Origin of the sequence: Echinicola sp. 20G (assembly GCF_015533855.1) — a bacterium.
In the GTDB taxonomy this organism is placed as follows: Bacteria; Bacteroidota; Bacteroidia; order Cytophagales; family Cyclobacteriaceae; genus Echinicola.
In genome coordinates this window covers 3,543,314-3,568,268 of sequence record NZ_AP024154.1, presented here as the reverse complement: position 1 = coordinate 3,568,268, position 24,955 = coordinate 3,543,314, and the positions used below count along the sequence as shown (strand labels likewise).

Here is a 24,955-nt window from a genome sequence, read left to right as displayed (position 1 = left end):
TAAACCATGAAAACACTTAACAGACAAAATATCGTCAAGTCCCCTGAAAGGCCCATTAAAGTCCTTCAATTTGGGGAAGGTAATTTTTTAAGGGGCTTTGTAGATTGGATCATCGATATCATGAATGAGAAGACTGAATTCAATGGCGACGTCCAGGTTATTCAGCCTATTGCAAATGGTATGGGAGATTTGATCAACCAGCAAGATGGGCTCTATCATGTTCAGCTCAGTGGCATCCAAAAAGGGGTGGCAAAGGAAGAAACCAGAATGATAACCTGTGTTAGAGGTGTCATCAACCCTTATGAAGATTATGAGTCCTATTTAAAGTTAGCGGACAACCCATATTTACGATTTATTATCTCCAACACCACTGAAGCTGGTATTTCGTACAATCCATCTGATGATCAAAAGGATAAAATATCAGATTCATTTCCTGGTAAATTAACAGCCCTACTTTATAGAAGGTTCTCCACCTTCAATGGTGATGAAAGCAAGGGTTTGCACATTATACCATGTGAATTGATTGATAAAAATGGTGATAAGTTAAAAGAAATAATTGTCCAGTATGCTTCACTTTGGCAGTTACCCAAAGGGTTTGTCAGTTGGATTCAAAAAGCCAATACTTTTTCCAATACTTTGGTAGACAGAATTGTACCAGGATTTCCAAAAGAAACCATCAAAGAAATTCAGGAAGCAATTGGGTTTGAAGACAATTTGGTTGTAAAAGCGGAGCCCTTCCACCTTTGGGTAATAGAGGGGCCTGACAGTGTCAAGGATGAATTTCCTGCTGAGGAAGCTGGACTTGATGTGAAATTCGTCCAAGACCAATCCCCTTATAGAACCAGAAAAGTAAGGATTCTTAATGGAGCACATACTTCCCTTGTTCCTGTCGCTTATTTGAACGGGCTAAGAACAGTAAGAGAGTCTGTTGAAGATCCTATCGTTGGTAAGTTTCTGGATGAAACCATTCAAAAAGAAATCATTCCTACCTTAGACCTTCCTCAGGATGAGTTGGAACAATTTGCTAACGATGTGATGGATCGGTTCAAAAACCCTTTCGTTAAACATCTATTGAGCTCAATAGCTTTGAATTCTATCTCCAAATTTAAAGTCAGAGTACTGCCTTCACTTCTGGAATTCGTAGAACGAAAAGGAGAACTGCCACAAAACCTGGTTCACTCCCTAGCTGCCTTATTGCTGTTTTACAAAGGAAACTTTGATGGAAAACCTACTCCAGTAAATGACAGCGAAGACATCGAGAACTATTTCAAAAGCATATGGAAAAATGATGATTTAGAGGAAGTAGCCCACGGAGCCTTAAGTTATAAAGCACTTTGGGATATGGACCTTACTACAGTGGATGGACTTGAAGAAGCAGTAGTCAGAGAAATGAACGTACTAGCGGATAAAGAAAAAGTTTAAAAAGTTAATGCTATAAAAAAAGGCTGCCATTTCTGGCAGCCTTTTTTTTATTCTTCTGAGAGGTCGTATTTAAGTGTCTTCCCTTTTTCCACTGCTGGAATTCCTTCAGTCATCCAAAGTGGAGCAGGCTCACCTTTTAAGTAGTGGTCAAAAAACTGAGAAAGCCTGATGGATAGATCCTTCCTGTTTTTTCTTTGGCGCAAGTTATGGTCTTCCCCATTGTACACTAATAGCCATGCCGGAGTTCTATTACGTTTCAATGACATAAAGAATTCAATACCTTGATACCATGGAACGGCTCCATCTTCATCATTGTGCATGATCAATACCGGTGTATTTACCTGATCTGCAAAAAACAAAGGAGAATTTTCTATATACTCCATAGGTTTCTCCCATAGTGTCCCTCCTATTCTAGACTGTGTGTGTTCATACTGGAACATACGACTCATTCCCGATCCCCATCGAATCCCTCCATAAGCTGAAGTCATGTTGGCTACCGGAGCACCTGCTCCTGCTGCTTTGAACATGTCAGTTTGTGTAACCAAATAGGCAACCTGATAACCTCCCCAACTTTGACCCTGAATGGCCATATTATTTTCATCCACATATCCTTGAGCCACTACAGACTGAACTCCCGGAATAATACAGTCGTAAGCACTTTTACCCGGATGACCAATATCATATTTAATATCTGGCACAAATACTACATAGCCATTACTCACAAAATAAGCGATATTGATCGTGGAAGCACTTGGCGCTGGAGTAATATAATTATGATAGCTATCTGATCTACGCTCATAGAAATAAACCATCATCGGATACTTTTGATTAGCATCAAAATCTTCTGGCTTATATATCAAGCCTTGAAGGGAATCACCTTTCAAAGTCATGTATTCGGTCAGTTCCACCGTTCCCCATTTGATATTCTCTTGCTGGGCATTAGCATGGGAAAGTTGAACTAGATTCGTCAATGCCATGTCCGTAGCATAAACATCAGGATATTCCTGGAATGTAGATCTTCTTACGATCACCTTATCAGCATCCTTGGCTTTCTCTAAGCCATAGTAACGATGATCTGTAAAGACCAACATTTCAGGGATTTCTTTCCCTTCTATATCTCCGATATAATATCCACTTTTCTTATTACGATCATTAAACGCACTCAAAATTAACGGAGCCTTTGGGTTAATATATTCCTCTTCTCTGTCCAATACTTCACGTCTGAAACTAGTGCTCTCTTTTTTGCCCAACCCTTTTGTGATGTTCACAGGCTCTTTCTTACCACTAGGGTCAACCTTCCAAATATCATATTGGCTATAAACAATAAATGCCTTGTCATCTTTCGTCCATCCTGCACTACCATACCCTCTTGGCATGCTTGGCGTGTCATGCAACTGATCATAAAAATCATCTGAAATAGCTCCAGTGAGATCAATCAACTTACCCGACGTTATGTCATAAGCTATGTAGGTGCTGTCTGTGTAGCTGTACCAATTGATATATTTTCCAGCAGGAGAAAGACTTGGGTAGCCTGTTACATCTTTCGCTACTAGCTTTCTGTCACCGTTTTCAAGATCAATGAGGTAAACATCTCTACCTATCTGAGTATCCCAGCTAAAATTTATTCTGTAAGGATTATCATCAGTAGCTACCGCTACTTTGTACCTGGCGTCCTTATCAAGGTTAATATTATCTATTTTCTCATCACCCAACTGAACCAGTTTTCCAGGTTTAAGATGATAAACTGCCAAAAAGGTTTTGTTGGCTTCTCTATTCTTATTTTTCAGTTGCATTGGCTGAAGATCATTGTCTTGCCAACCCCAAATATCCAAGGAAACCCTTTCCTCGTCCAAGATGGTAGAATCCTCTTCGTAAGCATATGTCTTGTAGTCTTCTGCAACGCCAAAAAACAACCTTTCTCCATCTTCCGAAAATCTAAGGTTACCGCTTTTTGAAACAACCCCATTTTCCAAAATACCTTCAGTCGACTGATCAACTATTTTAGTAACGCCATCTTTTCCAATTACATTTAAATACAATTGGTAATAGGGCTTTTTAGACTTCAATGAATCTCCACTTGCCACATAAGCAAAATGCTTGAGGTCCTTGGAAAAAGCTACATCTGTGTATTTAGTCATTCCTGAATCCAATACCGTTTGCTTACCATCTTTTAAACTTAATAAACCAACAGTGGCATTGTCCAAAGTATCTTGAGTGGCCTGAATAAAATAAAGGTATTCACCCATTTCAGAGAAGCCATACTTTTCTACTCTTTCTATTACATGGGTTATTTTCCCATCAAAGCTTCTTACCAAAAGTTGAGTACCGTCCGTTTTTAGTTCTTTTTTCTTAGCCTCTTTTTTGTCAGTTGCTGACTTGGCCGTACTGTCATTTTCGGACTTATCCTCAGGCTTTTTCTTTTTATCTTCTTTCTCAAAATGGACAGCCAACCAGTTACCTTCTTTTTTGGGGGTCTGGAATGATTTTATTCGAGTTAATTTTTCGATGTTGCCATCAGCCAATGACAAAATAAAAAGACTGTCTTTTGGGAAGTCCTTTGATTTCTTCCCTTTAAGCTTCAGCTTCCTGATGGAATCCTGCTGTGCTTCAATTTTACCAACAGCCCATTTACCATCGTTTGAAAAAGTAATATTGCCCGCTCTAGGTACTTGATACCTTAAAGAAGCATTGTCATGATTAACAAATATGGCTTTGGCATCTCCCTCTTGAGGACCGACCCCATAACCAACCCAATGGCCATCTGGAGTGATGATAGTAGAAGATATGGATTCCCATCCATCATAATCGTCATGTGTCAGTGATCTTTTTTGCTGAGCAAAGGCAGAAAAACTAAGCAACAGCAAAAAAAGTATAGCTTTTAATCTAATCATATATTTAGGGCATTTATCAAAATTGATTGAAGTAGGAAAATTAATTATATCTCCATTAGAAATTAGCATTTCTTGGATCAATGGTAGTAATTAACTTTAAGTTGCATTTTTTTGATACCAAAAAATTCCTTGTTGTTGTTTTCTATCCAAAAGAAGCTTTTCTAGCCCTTTTCTTTTCAAAAAACCGGAAAAACACGAGCCCTAAAAACAAAAAAGTCTTGCCAGTAGCAAGACCCTTTTCAGAATATAAACCCAAATATAACTTTAGAGATTAAAAGTTTCTTTTTTAAAACCATTGAAAATGAATGAGTTTTGTTATAAAACCGAAATATATTTTAAAGTTATTGATGCACTTCAAAATTTTTATTCCCATTCACAATGTAATCCCAAAGTAAATACATTTTTTGTTATTTTGCAAATCAAAAAAAATGTTACCATAAATTTTGACAATTCAACAATTTAAATGCATCTTTATTCAAATAACAATAACCAAATAAATAAATAATGGATAAAAATTTAGATATTGACAATGTTGATTTAAAGATCATCTCATTGCTAAATGAAGATGCCAAAACACCCTATACGGAAATCGCCAAGAAGGTATATGTTTCCTCGGGTACTGTCCATGTCAGAATGCGAAAATTGGAAGATATGGGCATTGTCAAAAGTGCAACGCTCAACATTGATTTTTCAAAATTAGGTTATGATATCTCCGCTTATTTGGGCATTTACTTGGAAAAAAGTTCTCTCTACGACAACGTGATTGAGATGCTAAAGGAAATTTCGGAAGTGATTAACGCCTATTATACAACAGGAAATTACAGCATATTTGCAAAAATAATTTGTAAGGACACTAATCACTTAAGAGACGTATTGAATAAAATTCAAAAAGTAGACGGGATAGATAGAACAGAAACACTTATTGTACTTGAAGAAAGTATAAATCGACCTATACAGCTTTTTGAACAAGATTCTAAATAAACAAGTCAATAAGCTAGTTATTTGGATTAAATCTAAATAAATTTATTTCTTGATTATTCCGAGTTTATATTAAACTTTTTAAAGACAACCAGAAGCGATTGAAATTCGCTTCTGGTTGAATAAAGTTTTGTTTTTTAGCCAAATACATTGATTTTTTCTATTCTCCATAGAGAATTTTCATTCCTTCTGAACATAAAAATTTAGATTAATGTTATATCTTTGCGCTACAAAATGTAATTAGTCTAAATAACTCGGTTTATGAGCAAAGACAATCAAATTTTAGAGGAGTTCACCTCGAAAGAATATGAACACGGTTGGTCTGTTGATTTTGAAGCTGATGAGGCCCCAGCCGGTTTGAATGAAGAAATTATCCGTTGGATATCTGCTAAAAAAGAAGAGCCACAATGGCTATTGGATTGGAGGCTAAAGGCTTTCAATACTTGGGAAAATATGACCGAACCTGAGTGGGCAAACGTTCATTACCCAAAAGTAGATTTTCAAAAACTTAAATATTATTCCGCTCCTAAGCAAAAGTCCAAGCCTAAAAGCTTAGACGAAGTGGATCCTGAATTGCTTCAAATTTATGAAAGATTAGGGATCAGCTTGAATGAGCAAAAGAAATTACAAGGTATTGCTGTAGATGCCGTTTTGGACTCAGTTTCTGTTGGAACAACCTTCAAAGAGACATTGAGTAAACTAGGCATTATTTTCTGCTCATTCAGTGAGGCCGTTCAGGAGCACCCTGAATTGGTAAAGAAATACCTAGGCTCTGTTGTTCCTATGACAGACAACTACTATGCAGCACTTAATTCTGCTGTCTTCTCCGACGGGTCTTTCTGCTATATTCCAAAGGGAGTAAGATGCCCAATGGAGCTTTCAACCTACTTCCGAATCAATGCGGCCAACACAGGTCAATTTGAAAGAACATTGATCGTTGCTGAAGATGAGTCATATGTTTCTTACTTGGAAGGATGTACTGCTCCACAAAGAGATGAAAACCAATTGCACGCTGCGGTAGTAGAAATCTATGCTGCCACAAATGCTGAAGTAAAATACTCAACCGTTCAAAACTGGTTCCCAGGAGATAAAAACGGAAAAGGTGGTATCTATAATTTTGTAACCAAACGAGGTATTTGTGCAGGAGATAATTCAAAAATTTCTTGGACCCAAGTTGAGACCGGTTCGGCTGTGACTTGGAAATATCCTTCCTGTATCCTTAAGGGAGATAACTCAATAGGAGAATTTTATTCAGTAGCGGTAACCAACAATTATCAGCAAGCGGACACTGGTACCAAAATGATCCATATTGGTAAGAACACCAAGTCCAGAATTGTCTCTAAAGGTATCTCTGCTGGTAAATCCCAAAATTCGTACAGAGGACAGGTTCAAGTCATGAAGCGTGCTCAAAACGCCCGAAACTTCTCCCAATGTGATTCCTTACTAATGGGAGACAGATGTGGTGCACACACTTTCCCCTACATCGATATCCAAAACCCATCTGCAAAAGTTGAGCACGAAGCTACAACTTCTAAGATCGGCGAAGACCAAATCTTCTATTGTAACCAAAGAGGTATTGACACCGAAGATGCAGTGGCTTTGATCGTTAATGGATATGCCAAAGAAGTATTGAACCAACTTCCAATGGAATTTGCTGTAGAAGCTCAAAAGCTATTGGCTCTTACTTTAGAAGGCAGCGTGGGATAATCCCCCTCCATCAACGATTATGATGATTAGGCTAAGGAATCTTTTAAGGTACCTCATAGCCCCTTATTACCGAAAACAGAAAAGAAATAGTACAAATCATGTTATCCATAAAAAATTTACACGCATCTATTGAAGGAACTCCTATTCTTAAAGGAATCAACCTTGAAATCAAAGCAGGAGAAGTGCATGCCATCATGGGGCCTAACGGTTCAGGCAAATCAACTTTGGCTTCTGTATTGGCAGGTAGAGAAGAGTATGAAGTGACTGAAGGAGAAGTTTTGTTCAACGGGAAGGACCTTTTGGACCTCAACCCAGAAGACAGAGCCAGAGAAGGTGTGTTTTTGGCATTCCAGTACCCGGTTGAAATCCCTGGAGTAAGTACTACCAATTTCTTGAGAACAGCTGTAAACCAAGTAAGGGAATACAGAGGACAAGAAGCATTGGATGCCGTAAAGTTTCTTTCTTTAATGAAGGAAAAAATGAAATTGGTTGAAATAGACCAAAAACTAATGAGCAGAGCCTTAAACGAAGGTTTCTCTGGTGGAGAGAAGAAGAGAAATGAGATTTTCCAAATGGCCATGCTTGAGCCAAGCCTATCCATTCTTGACGAAACAGATTCTGGATTGGACATTGATGCCTTAAGAATCGTTTCCAACGGCGTAAATCAATTGAAGTCTCCTGATAATGCCACCATTGTGGTAACGCACTACCAGCGTCTGTTAGATTATATTGTACCTGATTATGTACACGTACTTTACAAAGGTAAAATAGTAAAATCTGGTTCTAAAGAACTTGCTTTAGAGCTTGAAGAAAAAGGATATGACTGGATCAAAGAAGATGTAGACAGTGCTTCTGTCTAATATCCGTTTCCATTGTCAAACCATCTTATTTCTTAATTGATGACTACACTTACTAAAAATAAAATTACGGACTCCTTCTTGGAAATCATTGCCAAAGCTACTTCTGAAAAATTCTCAGATATAAAGCAGCAAGCAGTTGAATTCTTGCAAAAAGAGGGACTTCCTGCTCCAAAAGCGGAAGAGTATAAATTTACTCCGCTAAGCAAAAAGTTGGAAAGCTTGACCAACTTAACTTCAGCTACCCAGATCGACCTTTCTGCTGAAGTTGTAAAAACTGAATTAATTCCTGATCTGGAAGCAGACTACTTGGTTTTCAATAATGGAAACTTCGATAAAGAACTTTCTTCATACACTGAGGAAAATTATAGTATTAAGACTCTTGAGTCTCTCTCTGAAGAAGAAGTCAGTAAAATAGGTTCCATTGCCAAGGTAAGCAAAGACCCTTTCACTGCACTCAATACGGCCTCTTTTCAAGATGGTATTTATATACATGTTGCCAAAGGTAAAGTAGTAGAAAAGCCGATACTTATCCTCAACTTTAACCAGGCAAATAAAGGCCAAGTAATTTCTCCGAGAATATATATTCAAGGTGAATCAAATGCTGAAGCCACCTTTATTGAAAAAGTAATCAGCTTAAATAACGACGCATACTTTCTAAACGGTGTAACCGAGGTAAAAGTAGGAGAAAATGCTCATTTGAATTATTATAAAATTCAAAATGAAAGCACTACTGCTATTGAAGCAAACAACTTTGAGTCTGACATTCACAGAGATGCTACTTTCACCTCTGTAACGCTTTCATTGAAAGGTGACATGATCAGAAACAACCTGAGCTTGAACCTTCTTGACAGTGGCTGCGAAGGAAACATGTACGGCCTTTATTTATTGGATGGTAAGACCCATGTGGACAACCACACCAATGTGGACCATACCATGCCGCACGCAGATTCCAATGAGCTTTACAAAGGTATCCTAGCTGAAAAATCCAGAGGAGTTTTCAACGGAAAAATCTTTGTAAGACAAGATGCGCAAAAGACCAATGCTTTCCAGCAAAACAATAACATCTTGCTTTCTGATGATGCTATCATCAATACCAAGCCACAATTGGAGATTTGGGCGGATGATGTGAAATGCTCTCATGGCTGTACTACTGGACAGTTAGATGAGGAAGCCCTTTTCTACCTGCAAGCCAGAGGAATTGGTAAAGATCAAGCCAAGGGTTTATTGCTTTATGCTTTTGCTGGTGAAATCATGGATCATATCAAAATAGATGCTTTCAAAGAATATTGCATAACACTCGTTCAGGAAAGATTAGGGAAACTATAAAACACCTTTCATGACGTTGAACATCCAAAATATCCGGGAGCAATTTCCTGTACTAGACCAAGAAGTCAACGGAAAGCCCCTAATTTATATGGACAATGCTGCCACTACCCAAAAACCAAAAGAGGTACTGGAGGCATTGTCTGCCTATTACACCCACGACAATTCAAACATTCATAGAGGCGCTCATACCCTAGCCGACAGGGCAACCAGGGCTTATGAAAGAACAAGAGGTCTTGTCAAAGACTTTCTAAATGCAGCTGAGGAAGAAGAGGTCATTTTCACCAAAGGGACTACAGAAGGGATCAACCTTGTGGCCTCTACTTTTGGGCGGAAATTCATCAAGGAAGGTGATGAGATTATCATTTCAACTCTAGAACACCATTCCAATATAGTGCCTTGGCAAATGCTCTGTGAAGAAAAAGGGGCCATCCTAAAGGTAATTCCCATCAATGAAAAGGGAGAACTCCTTATGGATGAGTTTGATAAACTACTGACCAACAAAACCAAGTTGGTCTCTGTAGTGCACGCATCAAACGCTTTGGGTACCATTAACCCCATTGAGGAAATCATCAATAAATCCCATGCTGTAGGAGCAAAGGTTTTGATTGATGGCGCTCAATCTTCAGCCCATTTGGATATTGATGTCCAAGCCTTAAACTGTGATTTCTTTGTCATGTCAGCCCATAAAATATATGGACCTACAGGTCTTGGGGTTTTATATGGCAAGAGAGAAGTTTTAGAGTCCATGCCTCCTTATCAGGGCGGTGGTGAGATGATCAAAGAAGTTACCTTTGAAAAAACCACTTACAATGAAATCCCTTTTAAATTTGAAGCGGGCACACCTAATATTGCGGATGTCATTGCCTTTCAAAAGGCCATAGAATTTGTAAACAAATTAGGAAAAGAAAATATCAGAAAGCACGAAGAAAATCTGCTTGAGTATGCAGCTGAGCAACTTTCCCGAATAAAAGGCTTTATACCTGTCGGGACTGCCAGCAAGAAAGTCAGTGTGCTATCCTTTCTTATCGAGCATATGCACCCTTTTGATGTGGGCATGATGCTAGATGCTTCGGGCATTGCGGTAAGGACAGGACATCATTGTACCCAACCATTGATGAATCGCTTTGAAATTGAGGGAACTGTTCGAGCATCATTTTCTGTTTATAACACCAAAGAAGAAATAGAAAGGCTTATTGAGAGTGTCAGCAAGATAGCCAAACTAAAGAATAAATGACTGATATAAAGCAAGTTCAAGAAGAAATCATAGACGAATTTTCTATTCTGGAAGGAGACCGGGAATCCACCATATTTTACATTATGGAATTGGGCAACAAACTAGCTGATTATCCTGAAGAGGCCAGATTGGATGAAAATTTGATCAAAGGATGTCAGTCAAAAGTATGGCTTACCACTGAAGAGGAGGACGGAAAAGTCGTCTTTAAAGCTGATTCCAATACGGACATTACCAAAGGCTTGATCAGTCTTTTGATTCGAGTGCTTTCCGATAGAAGTCCTAAAGAGATCATTGATGCCGAGCTTTATTTCATTGAGAAAATTGGGATGGGCAATATTATCGGCTCCCAAAGATCCAATGGTTTGGCTGCCATGATCAAGCAAATGAAGCTGTATGCAATAGCCTATCAATCAAAATTAAACGTATAGATTTTATGGCTGAAGAAACTAAAGAAAAAGCAGGTGTCAATGTTCCCGATCTAAGGGACAAAGTGGTTCAAGCCATCAAGTTGGTTTATGACCCTGAGATTCCTGTCGATGTTTATGAACTAGGCTTGATCTATGAAATCAGTGTCTATCCAGTGAACAATGTTTATGTACTGATGACCCTGACTTCACCCAACTGTCCTTCTGCAGAATCTATTCCCTCTGAGGTGAAAGACAGAATTCAACAAATACAAGGTGTAAACGATGTGGAAGTTGAGCTGACTTTTGATCCTCCTTACTCTCAGGACATGATGTCCGAAGCAGCTAAGTTGGAACTTGGATTTATGTAATTGTAAAATAATTAAATAGAAAATATATGTACCCTGAAGAATTAGTAGCACCAATGCGTGCTGAATTGACCGAGGTTGGTTTTCAAGAATTCAAAACAGCAGATGATGTAGATAATCATCTTAAAGACCATAAAGGAACCACATTCATCGTGGTTAACTCTGTATGTGGATGTGCTGCAGGTGCCGCTAGACCTGGTGTAAAATATGCCATGGACAAAACTGATGCCCGTCCAACGACCATGGCTACAGTCTTTGCAGGAAACGACACAGAAGCAGTAAACAAAGTCAGAGAACACTGCCTTCCTTACCCTCCATCTTCTCCAGCCATGGCGCTGTTTAAAGATGGTGAATTGGTACACTTCATCGAAAGACACCATATTGAAGGAAGAAATGCCCAAATGATCGGTGAACATTTGGTAGAAGTTTTCGAGCACTTTTGCAAATAATAAAAAATAGCCCTTATAAGGGCTATTTTTTATTTCTACCTTTAAAAATTACCACTCCCTAATTACGGGATTTTATTTTGCAATGAATGGTTTCAGTACCATAAGATTTGAACTAAATAGAAAGATAAATTTGATAATTGCGCAAATTCAGTGCAACAAAATCATCCTTCTAAAAATTAAGTAATAATACTTATTATAAATAATTCAAATCATGCCGTTCATTGTGATTATAAGGTGTCTTTTTATTAACTTAAGGCCGCCAAAAACGATTTTGTAATAGAACAAAACCATAAATAGATAAATAAAAAACTTATGTCTGAAATAGCTAAGTTATCCTTCGATGGTAAAGAATATGAATTACCAGTAACAGAAGGTACTGAAAATGAAAAGGCAATAGAAATTGCCAAACTAAGAGGTCAGTCTGGATTAATTACTTTAGACCCTGGTTTCAAAAACACAGGTTCTACCAAAAGTGCTATCACCTTCTTGGATGGTGAAAAAGGTATCTTAAGGTACAGAGGTTATAACATCGAAGATCTGGCCGCCAAATCCAACTTTTTAGAAGTTTCTTATCTTTTGATTTATGGTGAACTTCCCACTCAAGAGCAATACGATCAATTTAAGCAAGAAATCACTTACCATACATTAGTGCATGAAGACATCAAGAAAATGCTTGATGGTTTCCCTTCTGTGGCTCACCCTATGGGAGTTCTTTCTTCCCTTATTTGTTCTTTAACTGCCTTCTACCCTACTTCTTTGGATCCAAACAGAACTGAAGAGGAAATCAAAATGAGCATCGTTAGACTAATGGCCAAAATGCCAACTTTCGCTGCTTGGGCTTATAAAAACAAAATGGGCCATCCAGTTAACTACCCTGATAACAAGCTGGATTACTGCTCTAACTTCCTGCACATGATGTTTGCGCTACCTTCAGAACAGTATGAGGTAGACCCTGTTATTGCAAAAGCACTTGATCAATTGCTAATTCTTCACGCAGATCATGAGCAAAACTGCTCTACTTCTACCGTAAGAATAGTAGGCTCTTCCCAAGCTAGTATCTATGCCTCTATTTCGGCAGGTATCAATGCACTTTGGGGACCTCTTCACGGTGGTGCTAACCAATCCGTGATTGAAATGCTAGAAGCTATTAAAGCTGACGGTGGTGACACTAAGAGATACCTTGACAAAGCCAAGGACAAAAATGATCCATTTAGACTAATGGGCTTTGGACATAGGGTTTACAAAAACTTTGACCCAAGAGCTAAAATCATCAAAAAAGCAGCTGATGATGTTTTGGGCAAATTGGGTGTTAACGATCCAGTCTTAGATATTGCTAAGGAATTGGAAGAAGCAGCTTTGAATGACCAATACTTTGTGGACAGAAAACTATATCCAAATGTAGACTTCTACTCTGGCATTATTTACAGAGCATTGGGTATCCCTACAGATATGTTCACGGTAATGTTTGCTTTAGGTAGACTTCCAGGTTGGATAGCACAATGGAAAGAAATGAGAGAAAATAATGAGCCTATTGGTAGACCAAGACAAGTTTATACTGGCGCCAATGAAAGATCCTATGCCTCAATGAATGATAGATAATTCAATTAAAAACCAATTAATTAAAAAGCGGGATGTAGCCATCCCGCTTTTTTTTCTTTAAAATTTAGGCTATACAAAATCTCAGTCAAACGGATTAATAACGCTATTAAACCAAATTATTTTTTATCTATTTCTCTTTTTAATAGAAATTATTCTACAAATATTATCCCAATATTTGTCACAACCAATTTTTATTCATACCTTTGCAGCTCAATTATTAACAGAACTTTTCTGAGTCGTGAGTTCCTTACTCGGTCGCTTTTGGGATGTATTAAAGGAAATCAGGGCACAGGAGTAAGGAAAATTTCATGGAAAACGAAATCTTATTTTCGGACCTGGGAATTTCAGCAGAAATTCTTCAGGCAGTGGAAGATATGGGCTATACCCAACCTTCCCCAATTCAATCACAATCTATCCCTTTGATGCTTGAAGGCCGCGATGTAATCGGTCAGGCGCAAACTGGAACGGGTAAAACTGCTTCATTTGGTATTCCAATTGTTGATATGGTTGACCCAAGCAGCAACAAGCCTCAGGCCTTGATTCTTTGTCCAACAAGGGAATTGGCGGTTCAAGTAGAAGGCGAAATCTTCAAATTGGCCAAGCACAAAAAGGGGGTATTCAGCACTGCTATTTACGGTGGTGAATCTATCGATCGTCAGATCAGAACCCTTAAGAAAGGTGTACAAATCATCGTTGGAACTCCAGGTCGTGTAATGGACCACATGAAACGTGGCAACCTTAAACTGGAAACAGTTAGGACCATCGTTTTGGATGAAGCAGATGAAATGCTAGACATGGGCTTCAGGGATGATATCGAAACGGTATTGAACCAAATGCCTGAAGATCGTCAAACCATCTTCTTCTCTGCTACTATGGCCAAGCCAATCATGGACTTGACTAAAAAGTACCAAACAGAGCCTGAGATCGTTAAGATTGTCAAAAAGGAACTTACTGTAGAAAACATATCTCAAGTATATTACGAAGTAAAGCCAAGCCTTAAAATGGAATTGATCACCCGATTGATCAATGTTCATCAGTTTAATTTAGGAGTGGTCTTTTGTAACACCAAAAGAGTAACAGACGAAGTTACCGAAGGTTTGATAGCTAGAGGTATTACTGCAGAAGCTTTGCACGGAGACCTTTCTCAAGCGCAAAGAGACAAAGTAATGAACAAGTTCCGAAAAGGACATTGTTCTGTACTAGTAGCTACAGACGTAGCTGCAAGAGGTATTGATGTGGACAATGTTGAGGTTGTGTTTAACTATGACCTACCATTGGACGAAGAATACTATGTACACAGAATCGGTAGAACAGGTAGAGCCGGACGTTCTGGAATGGCCATCTCTTTTATCACTGGAAGAAAAGACATTTTCAGGTTAAAAGACCTTGAAAGATATATCAAAACCAGCTTAACCAAAATGACTCCTCCTTCTGTATCAGAAATGATCGATCAGAAAAAGGATCAATTGGTAAAGGATGTCACTACTTCTATTTCAAAAGAAGAAGACAACCAAGTATTTGAATCTGCTCTAGGTCAACTTCTTGCTGAAGGGTTGACTATGGACGAAATCGCTTTAGGTTTGGTTAAACTTCAAATGGGTAATTCTATTGAAGAGTTGGCTGAAATGAACTTTGATCTAAACCTTGGAAGAGAACGTGGCGAAAGAGGTGAACGAGGCGGAAGAGGTAGAGATCGTTTTGACAAAGGTGGTAGAAAAGGCGGTAGAGACAGATTCGAGCGTGGCGGCGAAAGAGGCGGAAGAAGAGGTGCTAGAGAAAAAGGAAGCAGAGATGCCAATATGTCTAGACTTTTCTTGAACCTTGGTAAAAAAGACAGAATCAGACCAAATGATATTGTAGGTGCTATTGCTGGAGAAACTGGAATTCCAGGCCGTCAAATTGGTGGTATCGACATCTTTGACAACTTCTCATTTGTAGATGTACCTTCAAAAGATGCGGCTCATGTCATCAATGTAATGAAGAGCAACACCATAAAAGGTAAGCCTGTTAACATGGAACTTTCTAAAGGTTAAATTATATAAAGGTTAATTAAGGTTATTAAAAGCGTGAACCCATTGGTTTACGCTTTTTTTGTTGGTGAGCAGTGTAAAAAGGAATAATCAAGAGATAATACTACCCCTATTTACTCTTGAGAATTAAGAACAAGTTCACCTGCAACTGGTTTTAGCATACAAAAGCCATTACTATCTTTGCATTTACGAAACACCATTTTCTTATGCAGTTATTTTTCCAGAAAAATATAAAAGGAGACAAAATCACTTTAGCCCAGGATGAATCAAAACACTTGAGCAAAGTACTTAGAAAATCTGTTGGGGATGAAATCCATATCACCAATGGAGATGGGGAACTTTTTACTTGCATAATAGAAAGTATCTCTCTCAAATCCACTGTATTGAACATTATCAAGCAGGAAAAACACCCTGAGGACAATTTCCACATTCATTTGGCTATTGCTCCTACCAAAAACAATGACCGGATTGAATGGATGTTGGAGAAGATCACGGAAATTGGATTTCATGAACTGACTTTCATAAAAACTCAAAACTCGGAAAGGGCATTTCTCAAACCAGACCGCTTGGAGAAAAAAATGATTGCAGCCTGCAAACAAAGCCTCAAGACAAGAGTTCCAACAATCAACCCAATTATTACTTTCCAAGAATTAATAGATAAAAATAAAACTACTCAAAGTCAAAAATTCATTGCCTATGTTGATCAAAACAACCAAAAGCATCTTTATGATTTGGCCGACTGTAAGCAATCCTATTTAGTTCTAATTGGACCTGAAGGAGATTTTTCAGAAGAAGAAATCAATACGGCATTTGATAATGGTTTTAAGGCATGCAGCCTTGGTAGCTCACGTTTGAGGACCGAAACAGCAGGATTGGCCGCTGTGCATACCTTGAGACTGAAAAACTACCCATCTTGAGAGCGGAAGAAATTTTGCTTGGGAATTTTGGGCTCTCCCAAGATTCAACCCAGCAATTATTAGCCAAAGGAACGGTTATAACAATTGGTAAAAACAAAACCTTTATCCATGAAGGTAAAATAGCAAAACACAGCTACTTAATCCTTAGTGGTTGTGCAAAAGCCCACCTCAATCATGACGGAAAAGACATTAACTTTTGGTTTGGGTTCGAAATGGACTTTTTGTTCTCCTTCAACAGTAAAATATATGGACAGCCTGGATATGAAAATATAAGCACCTTGGAAGAATGTAAGCTGTGGAGAGTATCTAATGAGGACCTGAATGAACTCAACCATAATAATTTAGAAATCTCCAACTGGTCAAGAAAGATAACCGAGATGGAATTGGTCAAAACTGAAAAAAGATTAATTGACCTTCAGACAAAACCTGCTGTCGTTAGATACGAAGAATTAATTCAAAATCATCCGGGAATAACGAATAGAATCTCACTGGGTAACATCGCCTCCTATTTAGGCATCAGTCAAGTTTCCCTCAGCAGAATCAGAAGTCAACAATAAATACCCTTTTTTAACATAGGTAAAAAGACCGCAATACATAGCTGCCTATTTTTGCCAAAAAAACAACTATGGCTTGGCTAATATTAATTCTAGCGGGACTCTTTGAAGTAGCTTTCACTACTTGTCTTAAATTGTCCAATAACTTCACCAACCTCAAATGGTCTATTCTATTCTTTATCAGTATTAGCTTAAGTTTCTACTTGCTAAACCAAGCGATAAAGACAATCCCCATGGGCACTGCTTATGCTGTATGGACAGGAATTGGTGCAGCTGGTACGGTAATCCTTGGAATATTCCTCTTCCATGAACCATCCAACTGGCCAAGAATCTTCTTCCTTATGCTTTTAATTGGTTCAATTGTTGGATTAAAAGCTGTCGCCTAATTCATGAAAAGTTTCTCTGATAAAAAGCTATGGCACGATCTAGGTCTGCCTTGGTATCTATAGCAACAGCTTCATGTTTTGTTTCTACCATTTTGATACGAACACCATTCTCTAAAAGCCTCAATTGCTCCAACATCTCTGCTTTCTCCAGCATCGTTTTCTCCCAACTAGTATACTGCATTAATATCTCTTTGGTATAGGCGTACACCCCAATATGCCTGAAATAAAAAGGCTGAAACGTATCCCTGACAAATGGAATCGGACAACGGCTAAAATAGAGAGCATAGCCTTTCTTATCTACCACAACCTTTACAGAATTGGGGTTTATGACATCTACATCATCTTCTATTTTTCGCATCATGGAAGCAACCTGAACTTCCTTATCCCCAAAAACCTTCACCAAATCACTTAATGACTCCTTATCCTGAAAAGGTTCGTCTCCTTGCACGTTAACAACCACATCGGCTTCCACGTTTTCTATCGCCTCCGCAATCCTATCTGAACCACTTTCATGCACTTTTTGGCTAAAAAAAACTTCCCCACCTTCTGCCTTAATCTGCTCAGCTATTTGCTCATGATCAGTTACTACAATCACCTTATCAAATAAACCTGTTGCTACCGTACTCAAATAGGTCCTCACGATTACAGGCTTTCCACAAAGGTCCGAAGTAAGTTTGCCAGGAAACCTTGTGGCTCCATACCTGGCAGGAATCATTGCTACTATTTTCATACGGCAATGTTATAAAAAAATACTGAAATAAGCGGGCTACAATAACTATTTCGAACCTTTCCAAGGCGGAAAAGGCTCCTCAATTAAATTGATTTTAGAACGCTATTTTGTTCTTTACGTTAAAAATATTGATCAGATAATGGTTGCATACACAAACAAAATCCGTCCCTAAGCTATCTCAGAAGGACTTAGGCTGAATACATAATATTATTTTAATTTAATTTAAATAAACTAAAACAAAATTTTATTCTTTATAATTTAACTTATACTAATTCTAAATTTCGTCAACACCCCTCAACATGGCACCTATTATCTAAAAATTTGGTTAAGTTTGTATAAGATCATTATAAAAAGAAAGTGATTATGAAAACTAAGGAAAAAGAAATAGTAACGCTACAGCGTTCTTTACTTCACGATACAGAAAAAATGCTCAACAAGCAGATTGAAATGGAAGGTAAGTCTTCTGCTTACTACCTTTCAATGGCTTCATGGTGCGATATGATGGGCTATGATAACGCAGCCAAATTATTGTATGAGCACGCAGAGGAAGAAAGACAACATATGTTGAAGCTTTTGCATTATATCAATGAAGCGGGTGGCCATGCTATTCAGCCAGAAATTACTGGGATCAAGCATCACTTCAATTCTTTGAAGGAAATATTCCAATTGATTTTGGAGCATGAAATCCAAGTAACAAAGTCTATCAATATCATTGTGGACCATTGTTTTGGTGTAAAAGATTTTGCTACCTTCAGCTTTATGCAATGGTATGTGACTGAGCAGAGAGAAGAAGAAACTCTAGCAAGAAGAGCGCTCGAGTTATTTGACATTATTGGAGAAGAAGGCATTGGTCTTTGGACCATTGATCAAGAGCTAGGCAAGCTGCACGACAGCACTGGTGATGCTTAAGCCAGATCAGAATACAAACTTATAGCGGCCCAAATTATTGGGCCGCTTTTTTTATTTTTGATTATTTCATAGCTTGTCAAAAAAAGCCCATGATCAACCTATTGTTGAAAGTTGAAAAGACAGCCCAAAAAATTCTTAGAATTGGTATTGTTATTTACCTTCTCATTGCTGCTATTTCACACTTATCCATAATCAATAAGCCAGAGAGCTCCCTGATTCATAATATCCTATTGGCTTTACTAGCATTTCTTATTGCCATTTTGCTTCTGGCGCATTTTAAATCTCCCAAGCTGGGAATTGCTGGTGGGGCTTTGGGTACAATAGCTTTCTTATTTATGGCTGTCCTAAGCTTGTTTGGCTCACATCACCACCTAGGGCCATCCTTCTTACACCACCTTCTCCCCTTCTTGGAATATTTAATATTATCAATTACTTGTGTGATGCTCACTGGAACATCAATCAAAGAGATGATAAGGCAAAAAATCACCCAGCCATTTCCAAAATCTTAAGATAAACCAACATGAAAATCGAAGCAAACAATCCAGAAGAATATATTCAAAACATTCCAAAAGAAAGGGAATCGGGATTTTCAAAATTGCGACAAATTATATTGGACAACTTACCAAAGGGTTTTGAGGAAACCATGAGTTACGGGATGATTGGTTATGTTGTTCCACTCAGCATTTATCCATCAGGCTACCATTGTGATCCTAAGCTACCTCTACCTTTTATGAGCATCGCCTCTCAAAAAAACTTTATCGCCTTCTATCATAGTGGCATCTATGCAGACCCTGAGATTTCAAAATGGTTCATTGAGGAATTCCCTAAACATTCGAAATACAAATTGGACATGGGAAAAAGCTGTGTAAGATTCAAAAAACCTGAACATATACCTTTTGAACTTATCGGAGAATTGGTTAAAAAAATATCAGTAGAAGATTGGGTAGAACTATATGAAAGTAGGGTTTCCAATAAATGATTAGGTAAAACATTTGAACAACTTTTCCATATGACACCATTAACGCCTTTCAAAACCTTTTGAACCATTTATAAAATACTTTTTGATTAGCTTTACATTTAAATCACAGAAGTATAACTTAACATGTGGAAAGATTAATTTCCAAAATCAACTACTTGATAATTTAGCAATGCAATCAATAAAAATATCAATCCCCAAATTACTGGTATGCTCAGGAGCTGTTCTTCTTATGGCTAGTTGTTCTGAAAAGGCCTCGAATGAAAAAACTGAGAAAAGCATCACTACTTCTGAAAGTGATCTATCCTCTGAAACCCCTGACAACCAACCAGCAGGAATGGTTTGGATACCCGGAGGAGATTTTTCCATGGGAACCAATGAGGATGAAGCTTATCCTGCCGAAAAGCCTGCGGTAAAAAGACATGTAGACGGTTTCTGGATGGACGAGACCGAAGTAACTAACAAAGAATTCAAAGCCTTTGTAGACGCAACGGGTTATGTAACCATAGCTGAAAGAAAACCTGATTGGGAAGAAATGAAAAAACAGCTACCTCCAGATACTCCTAAGCCAGACGAATCCCTTTTACAAGCTGGATCGATGGTATTCTTCCCTCCCTCCCAACCTGTTGACACTCGGGATATTTCACAATGGTGGAAATGGGTTGATGGAGCTAACTGGAGACATCCTGAGGGACCTGAATCAAACCTTGAGGGAAGATGGGATCATCCTGTTGTGCAAGTTTCCTTTGATGATGCAGTAGCCTATGCGGAGTGGGCTGGCAAACGGCTTCCTACGGAAGCAGAATGGGAATTTGCAGCTAAAAGTGGCTTTCAAAACAAAAGATATGCTTGGGGCGAAGAACTAAGACCGAATGGAAAATTCATGGCCAATACCTTCCAGGGAAGATTCCCCAACGCAAATAGAGGTGAAGATGGCTTTATGGGAACAGCGCCTGTAAAGAGCTTTCCAGCCAATGCTTACGGCCTTTATGATATTATAGGAAACGTATGGGAAATGACTGATGATTGGTTTGATGCGATCAAATTTCAAAGACTATCCGGTAGCGCCCCTGTATTGGATTCCAATATGAACCAATGTTACAACCCTACTAATCCTTATGCTCAAGAACGTGTAATCAAGGGTGGTTCTTTTCTTTGCTCAGACAACTACTGTGTAAACTACCGCCCTAGTGCCAGACAAGGACATGCTTATGATAGTGGTACTTCCAATGTAGGTTTTAGATGTGTTAAAGATATTCCCAATAAAGCTTTGGGCATGAAATAATTTCAAGTTTTTCTACAAACAAAAAGTCCCGAGATGATAACATCTCGGGACTTTTTGTTTTAAAATTTTCTTAATAGAACCTCACATCACATTCCGGGTTTGACTCCCTAAAGCTGTCTATTTGTCGACTATTGATCCTCGTATTAAAACAGATCAATCGTTTTAAATTGGTGAGATCTTTGATATCATTGATGCTTCTGACATTGGTACTGGCTATATCCAACTCCTCCAAATCATAAAGCTCTTCTAACCCTTTTAATCGTTTAATTCCAGTTCCTGAAAGTATAAGCGTCTTCAAGCCCTTTAAACCTTCCAACGGTCTCAAATCTTCTACACCAGTATTTGATAGATTTAATGTTTCCAAAGTTTTAAGTCCGGCTAAAGGCTCTAACCCTACCACAGGTGCCTGTGTAATTTTAAGGTTTCTTAGCATCTCAAATTTTGTCAAATCACTGATATCGTTCAATGGAGCATCATAAATCTCCAAGGTCTGTAAATTGATGAAATCTACCAGAGGTCTAAGGTTTTGTATGCTTTTCTTTTCAATAGATATGCTTCTTGATGAAGTCAATCGATGTAACTCTCTCTTATTTGGGGAAGTGGAAAGGTTAAATTCTTCAACGAAAATAGTTTTCCAAACTCCATCCAAACTATTCCACCAACCTTTAAGCTCATCAGTTCTAAAGATAACATTGACATCTGGCACCACCTGCAATAGATCCTGAACTTGCCATTGGGGAACTTCTGTTCCGTCTACATTTAAAAACTCCAAATCCTTAAGTGACTTTAAAGGCTCAATACTCGCTATCAAAGAATGGTCCAGAGAAACTGATTGTAATGATTTCAACCCTGCTAAATCCTCCACATTTGTCACTGCACTTCGATTTCCTGAAATCCTTTTTAAGGTTTTTAATTCCCTTAATGGGCTTAGGTCATGTATTTTCGTGTCATCCAATTTGAGAGATATCAGCTTTTTAAATTTTAGAACTGGTCTCAAATTAATAATCTCACTCCCTGAAAGGTCCAATGAATCCACACTTACAATCCTTGATATCTCCTCAACTGAAGGAGTATTATTTCCACCTGCAAAAGCAATTTCCTTTCTAAGGACTGACTCCCAACCATCAGGCAAAGTGTCCCACCATGTCTGAAGGTTTTCAACATTGTGGATCAACAGCACTGTCCTGTTTTTCCTGGCAAAATCATCGGCAAGATTCTCGGATATATTGGTTCGGTCAGCATAAACTGTCTGCAAACTTTTCTTACCATCTAACGGACCGAGACTGTTTACATCAGTTTGATTGATCTTAACCACTTTTAAGTTTTCCAACTTTTCCAAGGGTGCTAAATCACTGATATTGGTTTGGCTTAGGTCAATCTCTTCCAATTTATCGAGCTCAGACAGAAAATTGAAATTAATAAGGTAATTGCCTTTAATATCCAGCTTCTTAAGCTCCTTCAACTGATTAATGCTCTCAACATTGTTCAAACCGCTTCTTTCCAGATTCAGCTCCTCCAAAGCCTCAAAAGAATTCAAGGCTGCAAAACTCATCAAAGGAGTATTAATGGCCTTCAAAACTTTCAAATTACTCAAAGAACTCAGCTCATCTATATTTTCAATAAGCGTATTGGATATGTCCAGAAAGGTTAAATTTTCTGAATACTTGATAAACTGAATATCAGATGTCGGGGTATTGGACACGTCCAGGTAACTCAAGAAAGTAACATTACTGATAGGCCCAAGCTCCCTGATCATGGTGTTACTGATATCTACATATTTTAAGTCTCTCAAGGCCTCCAAAGGACTAAGGTCTTGAATCAAGCTATTACCTGACAAGTCCAAGCTATCCAAAGTACTGATTTTGTTCAAATGCTCAACGGTAATGGAATCATCCATCATATCAAACTCTTCCCTGAAATAAGTCTCCCATTCCAATGAAAGAGTTCCCCACCATTCTGTCAACTCCTTATCCCTGCTCAACTTGGTAGTGTAGATACTCGCTATCTTCAGTTCATTTGATTGCCTGTCCAAATTGACTTCTACAAATCGTGGTTTGGTGTTTTCGATCTCTTCGTTATCCAAACCAGTAGCATTAAGTGTGCGATCCATGGACACTACAAAAGACAACTCGCCATTATCTCTCAAGAATGGTTTTACATCCCTTACTTTAAACTTAAAGCTGGCATCTTTAAAGAAAAACTCCACATCCTTAAGATAAGCAGGAACATCCTTATTGGTTATCACCTGACGATCCAAAACCAAATCGTCTTCTACTTGTACTTTACCGTCCCTGAAAATCTTTTTATAACTTTCAGTTATGATAACATCTTTATCACGCGCAGGTGTTTGCTCACTGCCTACCGTGTTGAGAAAGTACTCCAAAAACTGGATTTGATCTTCAACCTTTTGAGAAAAATCCTTGATCTCCTGCTTTGAATACCCGCCCATATCCTGAGCGAAGGAAACAAACGGAACCAACAGAAAAAACAAAAGGACTGTATAAAATCTATTCTTGGTCATAGATGTAATTTAAAATAACCTCTTTTTCTTCTTCATTCTGATACTTCGTCAAACTGCTGATCAACCATCCCGTATTGAACCCTGGACGATTGAACTGTGATACTTCGAAGTACCAATTCTCTATCTGAAAGAAGTGAAACCTCACCCCTTTAACCGTTTCAAACTTTATATTTCCATTTTTGATCTCATATAGAAAAATGGTCAAATAATCAGGTTTGTAGTCCTTAGGAGTATAATCCTCCGGCTCTTTACTGTCCTGCAATGCTTTTCTTAAGTTCATAAACCCAAGCTCATGACTTAGAGGATGAAGAAATGGTTTTCCTTTTCCTTCTTCTTTGTTAAAAAAGTTTTTAAATGAATCAAATGAGACCTTATCAATTACCCATTCATAGCCCAAGCCTTCAGGCTGGAGCCTCATGTAAAGGGTTATATCCTCTCGCTTCCCTTTATAAAGGAACACGGTAGACACCTCTGCAAACCAATTCTCTCTGTGGAAATTGAGAAATTGAGGATAATTCTCTGAGTTGACCAGAGTGACAAATTCCTGTTTTAGATTTTGGGGAATGCTGGAGGTTTGATTGTCAAAAAGTAGGTTGATATATTTTTCCCTCAGTTCCCTATTATGATACTCTTCGTCACCAGCATAATACCTTGTCAATCCATCTTGGCTTTCTTCTGCGTTGAATCGACGAAAGAACTGGTTGAGTTGTTTGGTTGAGGCAGCAAATCTGCCGTCATCCTTAACTTGCCCGGGGCCGTATAAACCCTGCCCCGGTGCAAATTGTATGGATGAAATTAATAATAGTACTAATACGCTTAATTTCTTCATGCGGAAGTTTCAGTCACTCTAATATCACCCAGCATCACATCCCAAAACTCGATAGTTCTACCCGCTACCTGAGTTTGTTTCTTCTCTACATAGATTGTGATATCTTTCTTTGTGGTGTCCTTGTAATTCAGACCAGTCTCAGCAGAAGTACCCTCAAATCTTTGATAGATGGTTACCACTCCTACGTATCTACCGTCAGGCTGTCTTTCAAGGTCAGAAATATAGTGAATATCATACCAGCTGATGTTCACTCGGTCATAGTTCAATGCCATCAACCTTTCGAAGTATCTTCTTACTGGATAGTAAGCTACTTCTTGGGAATTAATGGATGAAACACCCATTTCAGCACCAGGAGCAAAAAGCTCTTCAGCTCTGTCCATTACTCTGTTAGCTTCAGAAAACTGCGTTTCTTTGCTACCAATGATGCTGATATATTTACTAAGATCTTTTACTTTTTCCAAAGCCAATGAATCAATGGCTTGTTTTCTCTGTGGGCTGATGTTATCAGATTGCGCAGCTGCAAAAAGCGTAGTCGCAAAAAACAGTAGAATAAATGCTTGAATATGTTTTTTCATGATTA

Annotated in this window: 23 protein-coding genes; 18 read left to right on the top strand and 5 right to left on the bottom strand. The window is 38.3% G+C overall.

Features of this window, described 5'->3' with window-relative positions:
- Window positions 1-6: 6 nt before the first annotated feature.
- Window positions 7-1,422 (top strand): tagaturonate reductase, encoded by a 1,416-nt coding sequence (locus tag JL001_RS14670; RefSeq protein ID WP_200977341.1) that lies wholly within the window; start codon window positions 7-9, stop codon window positions 1,420-1,422.
- 47 nt (window positions 1,423-1,469) lie between these two features.
- On the opposite strand, the gene JL001_RS14665 is transcribed toward JL001_RS14670, so the two are convergent.
- Window positions 1,470-4,313 carry a prolyl oligopeptidase family serine peptidase gene (locus JL001_RS14665; protein ID WP_200977339.1) on the bottom strand — a complete coding sequence of 948 codons (2,844 nt, stop codon included), beginning with the start codon at window positions 4,311-4,313 and terminating at the stop codon, window positions 1,470-1,472.
- A gap of 504 nt (window positions 4,314-4,817) precedes the next feature.
- Here JL001_RS14665 and JL001_RS14660 point away from each other — a divergent pair.
- From JL001_RS14660 to JL001_RS14600, 13 genes are all read left to right on the top strand, one after another.
- Complete coding sequence (locus JL001_RS14660; RefSeq protein ID WP_200977337.1) at window positions 4,818-5,294, top strand: Lrp/AsnC ligand binding domain-containing protein; 477 nt, start codon at window positions 4,818-4,820, stop codon at window positions 5,292-5,294.
- Window positions 5,295-5,552: 258 nt separating this feature from the next.
- On the top strand, window positions 5,553-6,998 hold the full coding sequence (gene sufB / locus JL001_RS14655; RefSeq protein WP_200977335.1) for a Fe-S cluster assembly protein SufB: 1,446 nt from the start codon (window positions 5,553-5,555) through the stop codon (window positions 6,996-6,998).
- A 98-nt stretch (window positions 6,999-7,096) separates the two neighbouring features.
- Window positions 7,097-7,858: a Fe-S cluster assembly ATPase SufC gene (gene sufC, locus JL001_RS14650; protein WP_200977333.1), complete on the top strand. Its 762-nt coding sequence runs from the start codon at window positions 7,097-7,099 to the stop codon at window positions 7,856-7,858.
- 39 nt (window positions 7,859-7,897) lie between these two features.
- A complete protein-coding gene (gene sufD, locus JL001_RS14645; RefSeq protein WP_200977331.1) occupies window positions 7,898-9,184 on the top strand; it encodes a Fe-S cluster assembly protein SufD in 1,287 nt (428 codons plus the stop codon).
- Window positions 9,185-9,194: 10 nt separating this feature from the next.
- On the top strand, window positions 9,195-10,418 hold the full coding sequence (locus JL001_RS14640) for a cysteine desulfurase (protein ID WP_200977329.1): 1,224 nt from the start codon (window positions 9,195-9,197) through the stop codon (window positions 10,416-10,418).
- Entirely contained in the window at window positions 10,415-10,846 is a 432-nt protein-coding gene (locus JL001_RS14635; RefSeq protein ID WP_200977327.1) for a SufE family protein, read from the top strand. Before JL001_RS14640 ends, JL001_RS14635 begins: the two co-directional genes overlap by 4 nt.
- A 5-nt stretch (window positions 10,847-10,851) precedes the next feature.
- Complete coding sequence (locus JL001_RS14630) at window positions 10,852-11,193, top strand: SUF system Fe-S cluster assembly protein (RefSeq protein WP_200977325.1); 342 nt, start codon at window positions 10,852-10,854, stop codon at window positions 11,191-11,193.
- 26 nt (window positions 11,194-11,219) lie between these two features.
- Window positions 11,220-11,639 carry a BrxA/BrxB family bacilliredoxin gene (locus JL001_RS14625; protein WP_192011443.1) on the top strand — a complete coding sequence of 140 codons (420 nt, stop codon included), beginning with the start codon at window positions 11,220-11,222 and terminating at the stop codon, window positions 11,637-11,639.
- A 312-nt stretch (window positions 11,640-11,951) separates the two neighbouring features.
- Window positions 11,952-13,238 carry a citrate synthase gene (locus tag JL001_RS14620; RefSeq protein ID WP_200977323.1) on the top strand — a complete coding sequence of 429 codons (1,287 nt, stop codon included), beginning with the start codon at window positions 11,952-11,954 and terminating at the stop codon, window positions 13,236-13,238.
- Window positions 13,239-13,546: 308 nt separating this feature from the next.
- Window positions 13,547-15,271, top strand: a complete 1,725-nt coding sequence (locus JL001_RS14615; protein WP_200977314.1) for a DEAD/DEAH box helicase — start codon at window positions 13,547-13,549, stop codon at window positions 15,269-15,271.
- Between the two features lie 203 nt (window positions 15,272-15,474).
- The gene (locus JL001_RS14610) at window positions 15,475-16,185 is read left to right on the top strand and encodes a 16S rRNA (uracil(1498)-N(3))-methyltransferase (protein WP_200977312.1); all 711 of its coding nucleotides are present in this window, start codon (window positions 15,475-15,477) and stop codon (window positions 16,183-16,185) included.
- Complete coding sequence (locus tag JL001_RS14605) at window positions 16,182-16,742, top strand: Crp/Fnr family transcriptional regulator (protein ID WP_236252823.1); 561 nt, start codon at window positions 16,182-16,184, stop codon at window positions 16,740-16,742. Before JL001_RS14610 ends, JL001_RS14605 begins: the two co-directional genes overlap by 4 nt.
- Window positions 16,743-16,810: 68 nt before the next feature.
- Window positions 16,811-17,125 (top strand): multidrug efflux SMR transporter, encoded by a 315-nt coding sequence (locus tag JL001_RS14600; RefSeq protein WP_200977310.1) that lies wholly within the window; start codon window positions 16,811-16,813, stop codon window positions 17,123-17,125.
- 1 nt (window position 17,126) lies between these two features.
- Here the strand turns inward: JL001_RS14600 and kdsB are convergent, their stop codons facing one another.
- Window positions 17,127-17,855, bottom strand: a complete 729-nt coding sequence (gene kdsB, locus JL001_RS14595; RefSeq protein WP_200977308.1) for a 3-deoxy-manno-octulosonate cytidylyltransferase — start codon at window positions 17,853-17,855, stop codon at window positions 17,127-17,129.
- 363 nt (window positions 17,856-18,218) lie between these two features.
- On the opposite strand from kdsB, the gene JL001_RS14590 reads away from it, so the two are divergent.
- From JL001_RS14590 to JL001_RS14575, 4 genes are all read left to right on the top strand, one after another.
- Complete coding sequence (locus JL001_RS14590; RefSeq protein ID WP_200977306.1) at window positions 18,219-18,764, top strand: ferritin; 546 nt, start codon at window positions 18,219-18,221, stop codon at window positions 18,762-18,764.
- Between the two features lie 89 nt (window positions 18,765-18,853).
- Window positions 18,854-19,273 (top strand): hypothetical protein, encoded by a 420-nt coding sequence (locus JL001_RS14585; RefSeq protein WP_200977304.1) that lies wholly within the window; start codon window positions 18,854-18,856, stop codon window positions 19,271-19,273.
- An 11-nt stretch (window positions 19,274-19,284) separates the two neighbouring features.
- Window positions 19,285-19,743: a DUF1801 domain-containing protein gene (locus JL001_RS14580; RefSeq protein WP_200977302.1), complete on the top strand. Its 459-nt coding sequence runs from the start codon at window positions 19,285-19,287 to the stop codon at window positions 19,741-19,743.
- Window positions 19,744-20,077: 334 nt separating this feature from the next.
- On the top strand, window positions 20,078-21,025 hold the full coding sequence (locus JL001_RS14575) for a formylglycine-generating enzyme family protein (RefSeq protein WP_370567410.1): 948 nt from the start codon (window positions 20,078-20,080) through the stop codon (window positions 21,023-21,025).
- A gap of 70 nt (window positions 21,026-21,095) precedes the next feature.
- Here the strand turns inward: JL001_RS14575 and JL001_RS14570 are convergent, their stop codons facing one another.
- The 3 genes from JL001_RS14570 to JL001_RS14560 are packed head-to-tail and all read right to left on the bottom strand — an operon-like array spanning window position 21,096 to window position 24,950.
- Window positions 21,096-23,546 (bottom strand): leucine-rich repeat domain-containing protein, encoded by a 2,451-nt coding sequence (locus JL001_RS14570; protein WP_200977298.1) that lies wholly within the window; start codon window positions 23,544-23,546, stop codon window positions 21,096-21,098.
- A complete protein-coding gene (locus tag JL001_RS14565) occupies window positions 23,533-24,375 on the bottom strand; it encodes a hypothetical protein (RefSeq protein ID WP_200977296.1) in 843 nt (280 codons plus the stop codon). Before JL001_RS14565 ends, JL001_RS14570 begins: the two co-directional genes overlap by 14 nt.
- Window positions 24,372-24,950, bottom strand: coding sequence for a hypothetical protein (locus JL001_RS14560; protein WP_192011431.1), 579 nt, complete (start codon window positions 24,948-24,950; stop codon window positions 24,372-24,374). Before JL001_RS14560 ends, JL001_RS14565 begins: the two co-directional genes overlap by 4 nt.
- Between the last annotated feature and the right edge of the window lie 5 nt (window positions 24,951-24,955).